Source organism: Pollutimonas thiosulfatoxidans (assembly GCF_004022565.1).
In the GTDB taxonomy this organism is placed as follows: Bacteria; Pseudomonadota; Gammaproteobacteria; order Burkholderiales; family Burkholderiaceae_B; genus Pusillimonas_D; species Pusillimonas_D thiosulfatoxidans.
Genome location: NZ_CP022987.1, coordinates 2,570,556 through 2,586,136 on the forward strand (window position 1 = coordinate 2,570,556; position 15,581 = coordinate 2,586,136).

General features: G+C 57.6%; 18 protein-coding genes. 8 read left to right on the forward strand and 10 right to left on the reverse strand.

Features of this window, described 5'->3' with window-relative positions:
• Positions 1-6: 6 nt before the first annotated feature.
• Positions 7-957 carry a DMT family transporter gene (locus CKA81_RS12495; protein WP_128355557.1) on the reverse strand — a complete coding sequence of 317 codons (951 nt, stop codon included), beginning with the start codon at positions 955-957 and terminating at the stop codon, positions 7-9.
• A 6-nt stretch (positions 958-963) separates the two neighbouring features.
• Here CKA81_RS12495 and CKA81_RS12500 point away from each other — a divergent pair, with 6 nt between their 5' ends.
• Positions 964-1,176: a hypothetical protein gene (locus CKA81_RS12500; RefSeq protein ID WP_128355558.1), complete on the forward strand. Its 213-nt coding sequence runs from the start codon at positions 964-966 to the stop codon at positions 1,174-1,176.
• 8 nt (positions 1,177-1,184) lie between these two features.
• Here CKA81_RS12500 and CKA81_RS12505 read toward each other — a convergent pair whose 3' ends face one another.
• Positions 1,185-1,706 carry a gamma carbonic anhydrase family protein gene (locus tag CKA81_RS12505; protein WP_128355559.1) on the reverse strand — a complete coding sequence of 174 codons (522 nt, stop codon included), beginning with the start codon at positions 1,704-1,706 and terminating at the stop codon, positions 1,185-1,187.
• Positions 1,707-1,871: 165 nt separating this feature from the next.
• On the opposite strand from CKA81_RS12505, the gene CKA81_RS12510 reads away from it, so the two are divergent.
• Entirely contained in the window at positions 1,872-4,013 is a 2,142-nt protein-coding gene (locus tag CKA81_RS12510; protein WP_128355560.1) for an autotransporter outer membrane beta-barrel domain-containing protein, read from the forward strand.
• 48 nt (positions 4,014-4,061) lie between these two features.
• Here the strand turns inward: CKA81_RS12510 and CKA81_RS12515 are convergent, their stop codons facing one another.
• Together CKA81_RS12515 and CKA81_RS12520 are read right to left on the reverse strand one after the other, a co-directional pair.
• Positions 4,062-4,835 carry a glycosyltransferase family 25 protein gene (locus tag CKA81_RS12515; RefSeq protein WP_164878393.1) on the reverse strand — a complete coding sequence of 258 codons (774 nt, stop codon included), beginning with the start codon at positions 4,833-4,835 and terminating at the stop codon, positions 4,062-4,064.
• Positions 4,836-4,895: 60 nt separating this feature from the next.
• On the reverse strand, positions 4,896-5,675 hold the full coding sequence (locus CKA81_RS12520; RefSeq protein WP_128355562.1) for an IclR family transcriptional regulator: 780 nt from the start codon (positions 5,673-5,675) through the stop codon (positions 4,896-4,898).
• 152 nt (positions 5,676-5,827) lie between these two features.
• Here CKA81_RS12520 and CKA81_RS12525 point away from each other — a divergent pair, with 152 nt between their 5' ends.
• From CKA81_RS12525 to CKA81_RS12550, 6 genes are all read left to right on the forward strand, one after another.
• Positions 5,828-6,787, forward strand: a complete 960-nt coding sequence (locus CKA81_RS12525) for a dipeptidase (protein ID WP_128355563.1) — start codon at positions 5,828-5,830, stop codon at positions 6,785-6,787.
• A 2-nt stretch (positions 6,788-6,789) separates the two neighbouring features.
• Positions 6,790-7,170, forward strand: coding sequence for an NIPSNAP family protein (locus CKA81_RS12530; protein WP_128355564.1), 381 nt, complete (start codon positions 6,790-6,792; stop codon positions 7,168-7,170).
• Entirely contained in the window at positions 7,145-8,176 is a 1,032-nt protein-coding gene (locus tag CKA81_RS12535; protein WP_128355565.1) for a Bug family tripartite tricarboxylate transporter substrate binding protein, read from the forward strand. Before CKA81_RS12530 ends, CKA81_RS12535 begins: the two co-directional genes overlap by 26 nt.
• A 27-nt stretch (positions 8,177-8,203) precedes the next feature.
• A complete protein-coding gene (locus CKA81_RS12540; RefSeq protein WP_128355566.1) occupies positions 8,204-8,926 on the forward strand; it encodes an RraA family protein in 723 nt (240 codons plus the stop codon).
• A 12-nt stretch (positions 8,927-8,938) separates the two neighbouring features.
• Positions 8,939-9,307 carry a 5-carboxymethyl-2-hydroxymuconate Delta-isomerase gene (locus CKA81_RS12545; protein ID WP_128355567.1) on the forward strand — a complete coding sequence of 123 codons (369 nt, stop codon included), beginning with the start codon at positions 8,939-8,941 and terminating at the stop codon, positions 9,305-9,307.
• Positions 9,308-9,455: 148 nt separating this feature from the next.
• Complete coding sequence (locus CKA81_RS12550; protein WP_237183386.1) at positions 9,456-10,148, forward strand: IclR family transcriptional regulator; 693 nt, start codon at positions 9,456-9,458, stop codon at positions 10,146-10,148.
• A gap of 21 nt (positions 10,149-10,169) precedes the next feature.
• On the opposite strand, the gene CKA81_RS12555 is transcribed toward CKA81_RS12550, so the two are convergent.
• The 6 genes from CKA81_RS12555 to dctP all read right to left on the reverse strand — a co-directional run bounded on the left by CKA81_RS12555 (position 10,170) and on the right by dctP (position 15,569).
• Entirely contained in the window at positions 10,170-10,634 is a 465-nt protein-coding gene (locus CKA81_RS12555; RefSeq protein ID WP_128355568.1) for a MaoC family dehydratase, read from the reverse strand.
• A 44-nt stretch (positions 10,635-10,678) separates the two neighbouring features.
• A complete protein-coding gene (locus CKA81_RS12560) occupies positions 10,679-11,779 on the reverse strand; it encodes a zinc-binding dehydrogenase (RefSeq protein ID WP_128355569.1) in 1,101 nt (366 codons plus the stop codon).
• Positions 11,776-12,561, reverse strand: coding sequence for a phytanoyl-CoA dioxygenase family protein (locus tag CKA81_RS12565; RefSeq protein ID WP_128355570.1), 786 nt, complete (start codon positions 12,559-12,561; stop codon positions 11,776-11,778). The genes CKA81_RS12560 and CKA81_RS12565 overlap by 4 nt, the downstream gene beginning before the upstream one ends.
• A gap of 51 nt (positions 12,562-12,612) precedes the next feature.
• The gene (locus CKA81_RS12570; protein WP_128355571.1) at positions 12,613-13,926 is read right to left on the reverse strand and encodes a TRAP transporter large permease; all 1,314 of its coding nucleotides are present in this window, start codon (positions 13,924-13,926) and stop codon (positions 12,613-12,615) included.
• Positions 13,923-14,492: a TRAP transporter small permease subunit gene (locus CKA81_RS12575; RefSeq protein WP_128355572.1), complete on the reverse strand. Its 570-nt coding sequence runs from the start codon at positions 14,490-14,492 to the stop codon at positions 13,923-13,925. The genes CKA81_RS12570 and CKA81_RS12575 overlap by 4 nt, the downstream gene beginning before the upstream one ends.
• 63 nt (positions 14,493-14,555) lie before the next feature.
• The gene (gene dctP, locus CKA81_RS12580) at positions 14,556-15,569 is read right to left on the reverse strand and encodes a TRAP transporter substrate-binding protein DctP (protein WP_128355573.1); all 1,014 of its coding nucleotides are present in this window, start codon (positions 15,567-15,569) and stop codon (positions 14,556-14,558) included.
• Between the last annotated feature and the right edge of the window lie 12 nt (positions 15,570-15,581).

Consider the following 15,581-nt stretch of genomic DNA (forward strand, 5'->3'; position numbering starts at 1 on the left):
GCGCGATTATAATTTACGACCTCTCCATTCCACCATGCCGATGGTGATGCCGCTGGCGCAAATGACTGCTACGCCCAACCACGACAAGGCATCGGGAAACTGGCCCCAGATCAGCCAACCCAGCGCCGCAGCGCTGATAATCTGCAAATAGACAAAAGGCGCCAGCATCGAGGCCGGCGCAAACCGGTAGGCTTGTATCTGCAGCAAATGCCCTGCCGCACCCCAGAACCCCGTCGAGATCAGCACAAACCAGTGCCAGCCGTTCAAGGTCGCCAGAAAAGGCAAAGCATCGGGCAGGATGAAAGGCAGGGCGATAGTCAGCACCACGCTGCCAACGGCACCGCTCCAGACCAGGGTCGTAAACGGATCGTCCACGGCCACACGCCGCGTGGCAATATACTGCGCCGCCATCATGCAGGCGGTAAGCAAACCAAATGCAGTGCCTATGGGGTCGAGCCCGGCACTGGGCCTGACGATAATCAGCACACCCAAAAACCCGACGCCGGCGGCCACCCAGCGCGACAGCCGCGCCGGTTCTTTAAGGACCCAGGGCGCGACAGCCAGCATGATCAAGGGCGCCAGAAAATTGATGGCGGTGGCCTCGGCCTGTGGCAGGTAGCGCAGCGTGGTGAAGAACGACAGCGTGGCCAGCAGCATGATGGAACCGCGGGCCAACTGCGCCCCCGGGCGCAGGCAACGAAATACGCCCAGCCCACGCGAGGGCATCACCAGCGCCAGCACCAGCAGCAGGTGCACAACATAACGCACCCAGCACAGCATCAACAACGATACGCCGGCGCCCATTATCCATTTGCCGCTGGCGTCCAGACCGGACAGGGCCCAGGCCGCCAACACTACCAGGCTGATGCCCAGTATCGGTCGCGTTACGCCGTAGGCAGGCGCCGTCTTGACGGCCGATGAAGATTTGGAACTGGATACCGCTGCTTGCTTTATCATGACGCTATGAGTAAATGGTACATCCTGCCCAACGGCAATATTAAGCATGTTAACGGCCTGGAACTGCAGCCTGAAAAAGACTGGTTTCCGACCGAAGACAGTATGGAAGCGTTTGCCGAGGCACTACGCGCGCAGGGACACTCGGAAGCACTGATTATCAAGCACATGATGGCTCTGTCGCTGGACTGCGAAAAGTGGGTGCAGGACAACCTGCGCTGACCCAGCGGCTACAGGGCAACAAGATCAGACTTGTATTGCGCGGCGCGCGTTACATAGCTTTGAGCATTGCGCCTCAGGTTGGCGACTTCGTCGTCGCTAAGGGTACGTACGACCTTGGCAGGCGCGCCCAGCACTAATGATCTGTCCGCAAACACCTTGCCTTCCGTGACGATGGCTCCGGCGCCGACCAGGCAGTCTTTGCCGATGACCGCATTATTCATTACCACGGCCTGAATGCCAATTAACGAGCCGTCGCCCACAGTGCAGCCATGCAGCATGGCCTGATGGCCCACCGTAACCCCCTGCCCCAAATTTAGTGGGCACCCCGGGTCGGTATGCAACACGGCACCTTCCTGGATATTGCTTCCCTTGCCGATCACGATGGGCTCGTTGTCGCCGCGTATGACGGCGCCCGGCCATACGCTGGTCTGGGCTTGCAGTTCGACCTGGCCGATCAGCGTGGCTTCGGCCGCGATGAAAGCAGACTCGTGGATTTGGGGGGCAAACTGGCCCAACTGATAACAGGTCATTGGTGCAGGCACACAGGGGGACAAGGTGCAGGAATCGTAGCACAGGGCTGCAGCGCCGCAGCCCATGACTGAGCCTCAAAGTTTAAATGGATATATCAAAAACATTCAAAATGTATCATAATGCGGCGGTCACCTGCGTGACATATCTATCTATCGGAGATCCCTATGACGATCCATCATGTATCGCCACGGCCGCTGGAAGTATGTTGTATGCAGCACAAGCGCCTTGGCTGGGCAATATTGCTTGCTGGCCTGGCGTGTTTAATCTGGGCAGAGACCACGACCGCACAGATGCAGATTCTCACTCCCGACGGGACCACACTGCACCTTGCGGGCACCATATCGAATGCAGACACTACAGGCTTGGGGTTGGCCAAGTACGGCCTGGGCACCCTGGTGCTGTCCGGCAATAACACCTATGGCGGCAATACGCTGCTATATGAAGGCACCTTGCAAGTTGCGGGCAACAGCGCCTTGGGCAATCACACGCTGGATATTTTCCAGGGCACAAGTTTGAGCTATGCAGCGGGCGCTACGCTATACAACCCCATGCAGTTACGCCCGCATCCCGACCCCACATCAACGCCACCATCCGACAGCATTCATTGGCTGGTGGCGTCGGGCGCCGCCACCCAGGCCGGCACTGCCAACGGCAGCGTACCGGTCATCAAGCAAGGGGCGGGCACCCTATACCTGATGGGTTTCGGCTTTAACACCGCCCTGACCACCGTGGCGCAAGGAACCCTGGCCGTGGGCAACTTCATGGCGGGGCCGGTACAGGTCAATGCCGGTGCCCGCCTGGCCGGCCCAGGCATCATCCAGCAGATAACCGTACAACCGGGCGGCACGCTGGCCCCTGGCATGGCGCCCGGCGACATCGGCACGTTAATGGTCATCGGCGACTTGAACCTGCATAGCGGCGCCGTTCTGGAAGCGGATGTCGATGCACACGGCCGGGCCGACCTGGTTCAGGTGCTGGGGATTGCAAGATTGAACGGGCAGGTGCGCGCAATGGCCCAGGCCGGGCCGTGGCAGCCCCACACCGACTACACCTTGCTGCATGCGGCGGGCGGCCTGGATGACACCCGCTTTACCTCAGTCAGCAGCAATATGAGCTTCCTGACCCCCAGCCTCTCGTACGACGCCCAGCACGTCTATTTGCGGCTGGACCGCAACGACACGCCGCTGGATGAGGTTGCCGATACGCCGACTGAAAAAGAGGTGGCCGATGCCATCGACACCGAAGACAATCCGGATGTCTATGACAAGGTCATCGTCATGGACAAGGACCAGGCAAAAGAAGCCTACCGGCAGCTTTCGGGCAGTTGGCACGCCTCGGTGTTGTCCGGCATAGTGGAAGACAGTCGCTTCGTACGCCAGGCCGCGTTGTTTAATACGCCCCGGGGGTTGGTCGACCACGGGCCATCAGGTCGACGGTCCTGGGGCCAGGCTTTCCATTCCGATGGCCATCGTCAAGACGACAAAGGCGCACCGACGGACAAGCGCAAGCTTAATGGCCTGGTGCTGGGGGTCTCGCACCCCATTAGCGACAGCTTGCATGCCAACGCCTACATCGGCATGCAAGACAGCCAGATGCGGCGGGACCGGGCCATGGCCACGGCACGGGTGTCCACGCTACATGCCGGTGCGGCCTTGGGCGGTAACTGGGCCGGCGCTGCGTGGGCGGTCGGCGCGGCCCATAGCTGGCACCGCATTCAAAGCCATCGCAATCTTGCCGTGGCCGGCCTGCGCGATGCCCTGTCCAGCGGCTACCGCGGGCGGACCATGCAGGGGTTTGCTGAACTCGTGGCGCCCGTGCGCTGGATGGCATCAGCCTTGCAATCGCTAAGCGCCGAACCACAGCGATTGCTGGTTGAGCCCACGCTGGCACCGTTCGCTCGTGTGGCCTGGGTGCATAGCCAGTTGGGCGAGCACACTGAGGACGGTGGATCGGCAGCTCTGGCCATGCGCACTGCGCGCAGTAGTGTGATTTTTTCAAAAGTGGGCTTACAGGCCAGCCATCCCGTACACATGCCAGGCGGCGAAGCCACCATCAAGGCCGAGCTGGCATGGCGGCATGCGGGCGGTGGCACCGACACGGTCTCACGCCAGGCCTTCCGAGATGGCATCACGCGACGAGAGTTCATTTCTTATGGTCATCCCGTGGCACGCCAGGCCTGGTCGCTGCAGCTGGGCCTGGATGCCACCTGGCATAAACACCGGCGACTCATCGTCGGCTATGCCGGCCAATACGCCACCGGTCGTCAAGATCACGGCGCACGACTTACCTTGAACTGGGGCTTTTAAAGATGCCGGCCTTGCAATCAAGCATGCGCGATTGCAAGGCCCGACCCGCTAACGCCGCAGGCCCAGGCGTGATCTGACCGCGAATGACAGGTTGTGCCAGTTGCGAGCTGCGGCGTCCTTCAAGCTGTATGCCTCGCGCCGCAAGCTGTCGGCCAGACAGCGCCTGGAACCTGCGTCGGGAATATTGATAGAGGACTCAAAGTCGTCGTCCTGGGTAATGCAGACCGGATCCAGGCCGATGGCTTCTACCTTATGCTCGAAAAAGCGGTCCATGGTGTTGTCTACGGGGTAAAGCCACTCGACTGAATAGTCCAGCAAAAGCCGCGCAGCACGGGGAGTCAGCAAGTAGCCCGTGGTGCCCGAAAAGCCCTTGGCAAACTTCTTGATGGCAAACGGCCCGATATGCTCGAGCACCTGCCCGGCCTGCCGGCGCGCCTTCCGGCTGGGCTGCAACCATACGAGGCCGTAGCCATCGGCAAAACGCTCGGCATGCTGATAAAACGCCATGAACTCGGGAAGCACGATGGCATCGTCCTCCAGCACAATGATGGGTTCTTCAAGCTCGACGCATCGCTCCCACAGCAGATAATGGCTGGCAAAGCAGCCCAGTTGCGACAATCGCAAGGAGGCATCCGGACCCCGCCGCCGCGCGCGCTTTCCGTCGTTGTATCTGCCGAACAGCGCGTGATCTGGCGATTTGGCGCCATGCACCGCGTCCACGATCTCATAGGGCAGATTCAGCGATTGAAGCTGCCTGTGCATGAACGCGCGTCGCTCGGCTGCCGTGGGCAAACTGATGACGAAGATGGGGGGTGATGGCATGGGAAATAAATGAACACCAAACCGAGCCATCATACGGCAGTGAGGTCTAGTCAGCTACATCTACGCAGTTCCCCGCGCCTTGCTCTGCATCGCCGACGCCAACCGCTGCTCGATCTGCGATGCCCCGGCCTTCAGTACAGTAAGCAGCTCGGGTAGGCGTTCCGGCGTGATGCGATCCTTGATTGCAGCCAGACTAAGGGCGGCGACGGTACGTCCCTCGATATTGCGGATGGGCACGCCGATGCCGCGCACCTCGGCCAACACAAAACCATTACTTAGCGCATAGCCACAATCCAAAGCCCTGTCGACGGCATGGCGTATGGCCTTGAGGTCTATTGCCGGAAACTGATCCAAACGACCCTTGACTGCTACGTAGGCATCCTTCCTTTCCTCTTCTGAAAGTGACGCCAGCAATACCACGCCCCCTGCTCCCACGCCTATGGGCCGCCGGTTGCCCACGTCGATAGTAAACGCCTTGACTGGATAAGACCCCGATTGCCTGTCCAGGCAGACCACGTCGTAGCCCGAGCGCACGCTTAGGAAACTGGTGTCGCCCGTGCGCTGGGCAACTTCCACCATGTTGTCGGCGCAGATATCTCGAAGATCGTAGGCCTGATGACCGGCAGACCATCCCAACATCGATATCTCCTGGCCCAGCGTGTAGCGCTTGGAATCTTCGTGCTGGTCGATAAAGCCATGGCCCCGCAGGGCGTTAAGAATGCGGTGCACCGTCGGTTTGGTCAAACCCGTTTCCCGCTGTAAATCGACGAGGCGCTTGCCGTCGGTGCTCGAAGCAACAAGACGCAGGATCTCGACAGCGCGCCCGATGGATTGTGACATTGACCTCTCCGTGGTCCATTAGATGGACCAAATATAGCATTCATTGACAACGCTTTAGGCGGATAGCTAGCATTCAATCCTAACAGCATCTCGTATGGTGGACCCACAACCGGGGTCCAATTCGCATCAACCTCAGGCAGGAACAGCCCTTTATGTACGCGGTTTTCGATTTACTTAATGGCGCCCGGATGACGGCGCAGTATGCAGAGTCTTCGCTGAAACACGGCGTGGAAGCAGTCCACATCACGCTCAACAACTATCGTGGCATCAACCCTGTGCCGGACCTGCGCCATTCCCTTAAGGAGTTGGCCGCCTATCGCAAGCATTTGGGTTCCTTGGCGGAGCTCACGCATGTCGTGGAGACCTATGATGATTTCGCACGCGCCAAAGCAGACGGAAAGCTGGCTGTCGTGCTGGGTTATCAGAACGTGCCCGGTGTTGAACGCGACCTGGGCCTGATGGAGCTGTTTCATGGTCTGGGCGTTCGGGTCGTGCAGATTGCTCACAACATCCGCAACTTGTACGGCGACGGCTGCGCCGAACCAGCTAACGCGGGGCTTTCAAGCCTGGGGCGTGAAATGGTCTCAGTGCTGGATGAACTGGGCATCGTTATCGACTTGTCGCATGTAGGCGACCAAAGCGCCCTGGACGTGCTGGACCTCTCGCGCAAGCCGGTATCCATCACCCATGCCAACTGCTACACACTATGCAAGAACGCACGCAATAAAAGCGATGCCGTCCTGGATCGCCTGAAAGCCAACGGCGGCGTACTGGGCATTACCTACTTGCCGCCTCTGGTGCTATTGCCGGGCGAACGGAAAGCCGAAGTCGCCGACGTAGTCGCTCATATCGACTACGCCGTCAAACGCATAGGCGCCGAGCACGTTGGGCTGGGTTCGGACTTCATCACCGACCAGCCAGCAGAGCGTTATCAAGAGTTCATGCGCAAGCCGGAAGTCTATGGAACCTGGCCATGGCTATACCCCATCAATGACCTGCAGCAGCAACAGGATATGCTCGCTTCCTTAAGCGATACCGGCCTGACCGAAGCGCAGATCCGCGGGATTGCGCAAGATAACTTCATGCGGCTGTTCCGCGCAGTGCTTGCCTGATCATGATCGTCGAAGAGCGCCGCTACAGCTTCCAGCCAGGCAAATTGCAGGTCTTTCTGCAGCGCTATGCCGAGCAAGGCATGGCTGTACAGCGGCAGTACTTGCCCCATTTGCTGGGCTACTACGTGTCCGAAGTGGGCCCCTTGAACCAGATAACCGCGCTTTGGGGGTATCCGTCATTTTCGGCCCGCGAGCAATGGCGGGCAGCCTTGTTTGCCGACCCGCGATGGACGGCGTTTCTGCACGAAGTGCGGCCACTTATGACACAGCAAGAGTGCCGCATTCTTAAGGCGGCGCCTTTTTTCGAACAAACCCTGGCCAACTTACTGAAGACCGATTTACTTCCTGGAGAAGACAATGAAACCTCAATACCTCAGCCTTAAGGCAGCGATGCCGGCGTTCTCGCGCCTTGCGAAGCAGCTCGCCGCCGCGGCCGGTGTCGCCCTGTTGATACCCTCAGTTGGCTTAGCCGCCGAAGACGTCGACAGCTTTCCCAGGCAGCCCATAAAACTGGTGGTGCCTTTCTCTGCAGGCGGCGGTATCGACATGATGGCCCGCATCGCTGCAGAAAAAATGAGCGAAGCCTTGGGACAAAACGTTGTAGTCCAGAACCAAGGCGGTGGAGGCGGTGTCGTCGCATCGCGTAGCGTCGTCCAAGCCGCACCCGATGGTTACACCTTGATTTTCCATTCGGTGTCATCGGCAGTGGTCAATGCCACCGTACGTAAAGACCTCGGATACGATCCGGTCAAAGACTTCGTCCCGGTGTCGCTTGTGTCGCAGTTTCCCTTAGTGATGATCGTCAACCCGGACGTCCCCGCCAAGACCGTACCGGAATTCATTGAGCTGCTGAAGAAAAACCCTGACACCTACAGCTATGGCTCGTCGGGGATAGGCAGCGGCATTCATTTGGCAGGCGAGCTGTTCCGCAAGCTTGCCGGCGTCGACATTCAGCACATCCCCTACAAAGGCACATCGTCTGCGCTGACCGATGTGCTGGCCGGACGGGTTGCCATGTTGATCGACGGTGTACCGCCACAAGTGGCAAACATAAAGTCCGGACAAGTGCGTGCGCTGGCCGTGACCACAACCACCCGGTCGGAAGTGCTGCCGGACGTGCCTACCATGATCGAATCGGGGCTGGAAGGCTACGACATCCCGTTCTGGGTTGCCATCTACGCGCCGGCCGGGACGCCCAAGCCTATCGTCGACAAGCTGTCCAAGGCTGTCAACTTTGCCATGCACGATCCTAAATCGATAGAGCGCCTTAAAGCTGTAGGCGCGGTCGGCGTCGGCTCGACCCCCGAAGAGCTGGACGTGTTCTGGAAAAAGCAGTTGCAGATGTACAGCGACATTGTCGAATCGTCCAACATCGAACTTAGCAACTGACCTTAATTTTAGAAACGGAATAACGTAATGGAAAAAAAGTTAACTGGAAAAATCGCCCCCGATCGCATCCGCCTGATGGAAACGCCTCGGCCCCCGCGGGGGTTGGTCGAGCGCTTCCAGGCACTGGGCGATGCCACCGGCATAGTCTCGGACGTCATGGATAGCCTGGGCATCACGGGCATCGTCGGCGCAAGTCTGCTTAAGCCGACCATTGCCGGCACCTGCATAGTCGGCCCCGCGCTGACCGTGCGCAACACCGTGCAGCGCGAGCATCCTTACGAAACGGCCAAGGCCAAAGTCAATAAGATGGCGGAATTCGAAGCCCACAACCTGGCGCAAGAAGGCGACATCGTCGTGATCCAGGGCGTGGCCGGCGTCTCCAACATGGGCGGCATCTCGTCTCAGACCGGCAAGCGCCAAGGCGAAGCCGGCGCAATCGTGTCGGGGGGAATACGCGACGTGGCTCATTCGCGCAGTGTGAACTACCCGGTCTGGGCCAGCGAGATAACGCCGGTGACAGGCAAGTCGCGCATCGAAACCGTTGAAATCAATGGCGACATCGAAATCGCCGGGGTCCGGATTTCGGCTGGCGACATCGTTGTTGCCGACGACACTGGCGTCTGTTTCATACCCAGAGCGCGCGCAGAAGAAGTGCTGGCGCTGGCAGAACGCAAGCACGAGCTTGAAGTCATTAAATGCGCCGCGCTGGATAGCGGCACATCGGTGGCCGATCTTCCGACCAACGCCTAAGAGACACCAGCCATGCCGCACATCATTGTCGAGTACTCAAGCAATATCGAACCGACATGCTGTGCGGCGGATCTATTGCAATCTGTCCATCAGGCGGCGCTTGATTCAGGCATCTTCGAGCCGAGCGCTGTGCGTACCCGGGCAGCGCCGCGCTCGCTATACCTGGTCGGTCAAAACACCGATCCCACCGCCGGCTTTATTCATATCACGGCTCGTATCCGGCCAGGCCGGACGACCGAAACGCTAGAGTCACTGCTGCGTGCGCTGGTGGATTCCACAGAAGGGTACTTGCGGACGGCCAACTACGCCGCCCCGTTAATGTTGAATGTGGAAATAGACGAGCTGCCGGCCTTGCGTCTGGGTAGTAGACTGTTCAACTGAGAGGCGTTACTGCTTCCGTTTACTTAACGGTCCCGATATGAAGCAAATGACAGAGAGTGGTGCTAAGCACAGCGCGGACACCGTCCAAAGCGTAAAGCGCGCGTTAGAAATACTCCATATCCTTTCGTTTAATGCGTCGTCTTCCGGCATGCGATTTTCAGACCTACAGGCGCAAAGCGGCCTTAGCAAAGGAACCTTGCATCGCTTGCTCAAATCGCTCTTGAATGAAGGCTTCGTCGAGCAGGCAGTAGGAAGCCGAGTCTATTATTTAGGACTCGAGTTTCTTTCGATGGGAGCCCGCGCGGCCAACCGGCTCGATATCCGCGCGATGACTCAACCTTCTCTGGATCGGCTTGCCCAAGCCACCGGCGACACCGTCATGCTAACGATACGTAGCGGCATGGACGCTGTTTGCATAGACAGGGCGGAAGGATCGTTTCCCATCCGCGTTCTCACTCAGAATGTCGGAACGCGACGACCTTTAGGCATAGGCTCCGGCAGTCTGGCTCTGCTGGCGGCGGCACCCGATGATGAAGTCGATAACATCCTGCGGCGCAACGCCAGCAGGCTGAAGGACTACCCCAACGTCACGGACGACTCCCTGCGGCGGGCAATTGCCGACACCCGCGAGAGGGGTTACGCGTTTAACCCCGGGCATCTGCTTAAAGGCATGTATGGCGTCGGCGTCTCCATCCATCTGGGGAAGCAGGCCATCGCCGCCCTAAGTGTCGCTGCAAACTATGGCCGGATGGATCTAACCCGGCGCACCCACGTGGTGGGTCTGCTTAAAGCAGAAGCCGACCGTATTACACGCGACCTGGGTTCGAAGAAACAACCATGACGACTACTTTTGGCTCGACATTTACTCTCGGCCCGCAAGCATCCGCGTGGCGGTGTATGTCATGACATCCTCGTTGCGTTGATTTTTGACGTCGATCCGCGATGCCACCACAGCCCGGTTGTTTGTAGAAGTCGGGCGAACCGAAGTGATTTCAACTTCCGCCCAAATTGTGTCGCCCACAAAAACCGGAGCCAGCATCTTCTTGTGTACCTCAAGTAGTGCAAGCCCGGTTCCCTGAACCATACCTTGGAGGATGAAACCCTCGATCAAAGTATAGGTGAGGGCTCCTGGCACTGGCCTGCCCCGCATCGCCCCACGTTCGAATGTGGTATCGATGAAGATGGTTTCCAACATACCGGTCACACTGATAAAGTTGACCAGGTCCGTTTCCGTGATGGTTCGCTTGAAGGTCTTGAAGATCTGGCCGGCGGCAATGTCTTGCCAATAACATCCCTGTCCGATCTGTGTTGCTTCTGGTGTAGTCATTTTTACCCTGGTTAGTTGATGAAACTGAGCCGGTTCTGGAATGCCTAGAATACGAGAACGCCGCGAATAAGCTCGCCGCGTGCCAGTTTCTCCAGACCCGTGTTTATTTCCGCCAGAGGCATTCTTTCGGTGATCATGCTGTCCAGCTCTAGGGTTCCGTGCAGGTAATCGTGGGCATACTGAGAGAAGTCATCGTGAGCGCAACTGCCTCCCAAGCTGGACCGGATGATGCGCTTGTCGCCCATCATCGATCCAAAGCGAAGTGATACTTTGCTGGTAGGGTCGACTTTTCCGAGCAAAACCAAAGTGCCGCCTACGCGAGTCGCATCAAGGGCTTCCTGGAACGCCTGTTCCGAGCCGGCCGCTTCAAATACGTAATCCGCATTGCGACCATTGGTCAGATCGGCGAGTATTTCGGAAAGATTCTCGCTGCTGGCGTTTACACAATGTGTCGCACCCATCGCCCTTGCTTGCTCCAGCCGCTCTGCCGAAGTATCCACCGCGCACACCACGCTGGCACCCACACGCTTGGCACCTTGCACAACATTCAAGCCCACCGGCCCGCAGCCTATGATGGCAACGCTGGCTCCGTACTCCACCTTGGCCACTCTGGTGACTGCGCCAATGCCAGTGATTACCGCGCAGCCAAGAATGCACGCTCTATCAGCAGGGATTTCTTCAGGTATCGGTACAGCGCCATACTCGGGAATAATCACGTACTCGGCAAATGCAGCCACATTCATGAACTGCTGCAGGGGTTGGCCATTCCACTCGATACGTGGCAGGCCATCCAGCAGGCGGCCCTTCTTATGGCTGGCCAGCACCGGCTCGCAAAGCATAGGCTGCTGACGACGGCAGTAATAGCAATGCCCGCAGGCCGGGTACACACTGCAGGCAACTTTCTGCCCCGCCTTGACAGCCTTCACCTGGCTTCCCACTTCTTCCACTACGCCGGCGCACTCGTGTCCAAGTATTATCGGCGTAGCGGTAGCGAAGTTGCCCTGTTGTGCTTCCCAATCTGTGTGGCATAGACCGGCAGCCTGCACTCGCACCAACACGTCATTGGGGCCGAGTCGAACCAACTTTACTTCGTCGATCACCAAGGGTTCGCGCGAAGCAACGTGAATAGCAGCATTGAACTTCATACGGAATCACTCGCCACGACGGGTTCGAACAGCCGCGAACACACATATTCCGGCCGCGGGTTCTCGACTTCGGCTGGACGATTGTCCCGGCGGTTGTACACAAAGTACATCTGCCAGCGAGCGCGGGGCGACATGTTATGGCCTGAGCCGTGAACGATATTCGGATGAAAGATCACCACCGTACCGGGCTCTCCGATAATCGGGATGGGGTCTCCGTACTCTTCCATCAGGTCTATCATTTTCTGCTTGGGTACGGTCCATAGCTTGTACGAGGTCGTCTTTTCGTCCAGTTCGGCATCCAACCGGCCCAGCTTGTGCGAGCCCGGCACAAAGTACAGGCAACCACTCAACTCGCTTGCTTCATTGAGCATCACAAGCGCGGTTGTCATGCCGTCTGCTGAAGGCACGCCATCGACCTTCCAGTATCCGTAGTCTTGGTGCCACTGCCATATGGCACCATCGATAGCGTCCTTCAGGTTCAGCTTCGAGTGATACACATACAGGTCGTCACTGCCCAGGATGTCCTGTATCGGCTCGATAATCCGGGGCACTCTTGCCATGTCATGGAAGGGAACGGAATGTGTCGGGCTGTTGGCGTCGTGAGACCGAAATATCGTGCGTACCGTTCCGTTCTTTTCCCGCACGATATGGTCGGTTTCGACCTCCGCCATGCGGCTGATGTCGGCCTTGGCGGCTTCGACCTCTTTCTGCGAGAAGAGTCCGTGAAGAACGACGAATCCGTTCTCGTTGTATTCCTTGATTTGGGCATTGGTAAGATGCATGATGCTCCTCCGTAGATGAGAATGTTTAGATGAAGTGTTGGGCCTGAGCCGCTATTGGCTTACAGATGGCAACCAAAGCGCCAGCTGCGGGAAAATCAAGACGATAAACAACGCCAACAACTGCAAGCCCACGAATGGCCAGACGGACCGGTACAGTTCCGATAAGGAGGTGTCCGGAGGGGCCACCGCTTTCAGGTAGAACACTGCGGGGCCGAATGGCGGTGTCAGATACGAGATCTGCATATTGATCGAGAAGAGAATGCCGAACCAGATCAGGTTAATTCCCGCGTCGGACAGGATCGGCAGGAATATGGGCATGGTCAGGATCAGTATCCCGATGACATCAATCAGCATTCCCAATAGGACTAATATCAACATGATCATCAGCAAAAGCTGAAAGGGCTCGAGGCCAAGTCCATTGATGATTCCGGACAGGTAAGAAACACCCCCTGCCCTCGAGTAAACGCTGATCATCGCGTTAGCGCCGAAGAAGGTCCACATCAGCATGCCGATAGTGACGGACGTTTGCTTCAGCGCCTCGCCAATACTGGAAAGCGTCAGTCTCTTATTAATGAAGGCGGCCACAATCGCCCCAAAGACTCCAATACTGGCCGCCTCGGTTGGCGTCGCAATCCCCCCGTACAGCGTTCCGAGGACGGAAAGAATTATTCCGAACGGCAGTACCAGGTCTTTTCCAAGCGCCAGCTTCTGGCGGAATGGCATATTGAGCTCTTCAACTGGCGCTGCCGGCGCCATATCGGGATTAAGCCTTGCGCGTATAAGCACATAGGCGATATACAGAGCGACTAGTACACCACTTGGCAGCAGGGCAGCCAAAAATAAGTCGCGCACGGGTACGTTCGCCATCAGTGCGTAGATGATAAGAATCACACTGGGTGGGATCATCTGACCAAGCGAGCCACCGGCGCAGACAACGCCGAAACTGAGTTTTCGATCGTAGCCCCGCTTAAGCATTTGCGGCAGTGCGACCAAGCCCAAAGCCACGATTTCCGCACCGATGACGCCGACCATGGCGGCCAAAATTGCACCGGCGAGAATCGTTCCAACGGCCAGTCCACCACGGATATGTCCGGACCAAATGTGGATGACGCGAAACATCTTGTGCGCAACCCCACCGTGCTCCAGCATGTAGCCCATGAACAAGAATAGGGGCACTGCTATCAACACATAGTTGTTCATCAAGTCGTACATTCGGAACGGCACGAAGAAAAACGTGCTGCCCCCGAATAACGCGTAGCCAATCAATAAGCCGGTTGATGCCGTCGCGAATGCGATGGGAACCCCGATCGCAAGCAGCAAGATCAGTAAGATCGGAATTGCGATGGAGACAAGTTCCACACTCATTTTTCGTTGCCTCGACGCAGAGCGATGAACGCCCTTCTTAAATTGACAAGTGATTGGAGCAAAATCAGGAATGCGCCGATAGGTATCGCAAGCTTCATGAACGTTGGAGCCGGCGAATCGAAGGCACTACCGGTCGTCTGCCATGCCGACAGCGCCCGCAGGGCCTGCACACCGCTGCCGTAGACAATGCTGCTAACCACTAGCGAGATGATCACCTCGCCAACAACGTCGAATACCTTGCGCAATCGCAACGGGAACGCCAGGTAAATAGCGTCGATTCTGATATGACGACCAAGCCGATGGGCGTTGCCGCCAGCCAGACAATACTGAATTCCACACAAGGCTATGGTCACTTCAAAGGCCCACGTCGTCGGTGAATTGAAGAAGAACCGGAGAAGGATCTCCATCAGGCAAATGGCAAAGACCAGGAAATAGAGATAGCCGGAGCCTTCACCTATAACCTCGTTCAGCTTGCCGACTGCACGCTCAATCGGTCCCTCTGGTGGGTGCGCCTCGCTCTGTGGCATGACGGCATGCGGCTGAGAAGACGGTTCTTGTGGTTGCATTTATTTCCCCGCGTATAAGGTAATTCGGCACGGACTTCTATGAGCAGAGCCGTGCCGCCACGCTTACTGCATATAGCCCTGTTCCTTCAGGAACGAGATCTGCAAGTCGATCGCCTTCTTGGCGTAGTCGCTTTTCTCAGCATATGAAGCCCACACCTCGCTGGCAGTCTTTCGGAACGCCTGGCGCTCTTCAACCGGCCAGTCATACTGAGGCACAGATTTGGCAGCCAACGACTGCAATGTCTTCGCATCGCGCACTGCGTTGCTCTGTATCATGTCGCGAGACAGATCGCGCGTGGCCATCGTCAGGATGGTCTGCAAGTCTGGCGATAGTTTCTTCCAGCGATCCAACGAGATAGAGAAGTCAATCAAAGGCATGGAGTGAATGCCAGGGTGAATAAAGCCGGTAGCGACACCGTGTAACCCCGCATCTTCGTTCATTGCCAGTGTGCCCCAATCAGTCGCATCAATAACTCCCTTCTCAAACGCGCCATAGACCTCGCTGCCCGGGAGGTTGACCACGCTGGCGCCAACCTTCTCGAACAGAATAGATGCCATGCCCTGAGGCGCCCGTATCTTTACACCCTTCAAGTCGTCCACTTTCATGACTTCCTTGGCGACTGGCATGGACTCTACGCCCGACCACAACGCCCCCACCGTATACATACCAAGAGTGGCGTACATCTCGCGCAGTAATTCCAGGCCACCGCCGTATTCCATCATCATCTGGGCTTGGTATGGATTGTCGTAGCCGCTGGGAAGATCGGCGATAGCGCCTAACCCGGGTTCAGTTCCCGAAAAATAGCCTGGGAAGGCAATGTGCCCATCAAGAACCCCTGCTGCCACCGCATCAACCGTCTCTGTGTAGCCGACAACGCTGCCGATGGTGCGAAGATCGATTTCCAGCCTTCCGGCCGAAGCGCTTTTTACATTTGCAGCGAAGCGCTCTATCGCCCGATGGTTGACGTCTCCGGTTTGATAGATCGTTTGGATAGTTAACTTCTGTGTATCGGCGGCCATAGCCACCGAGGCGCAGAAGCTCGTTGCTATGAGCAGGGCTGTCAGTTTCTTGTACATATCATCGTCTCC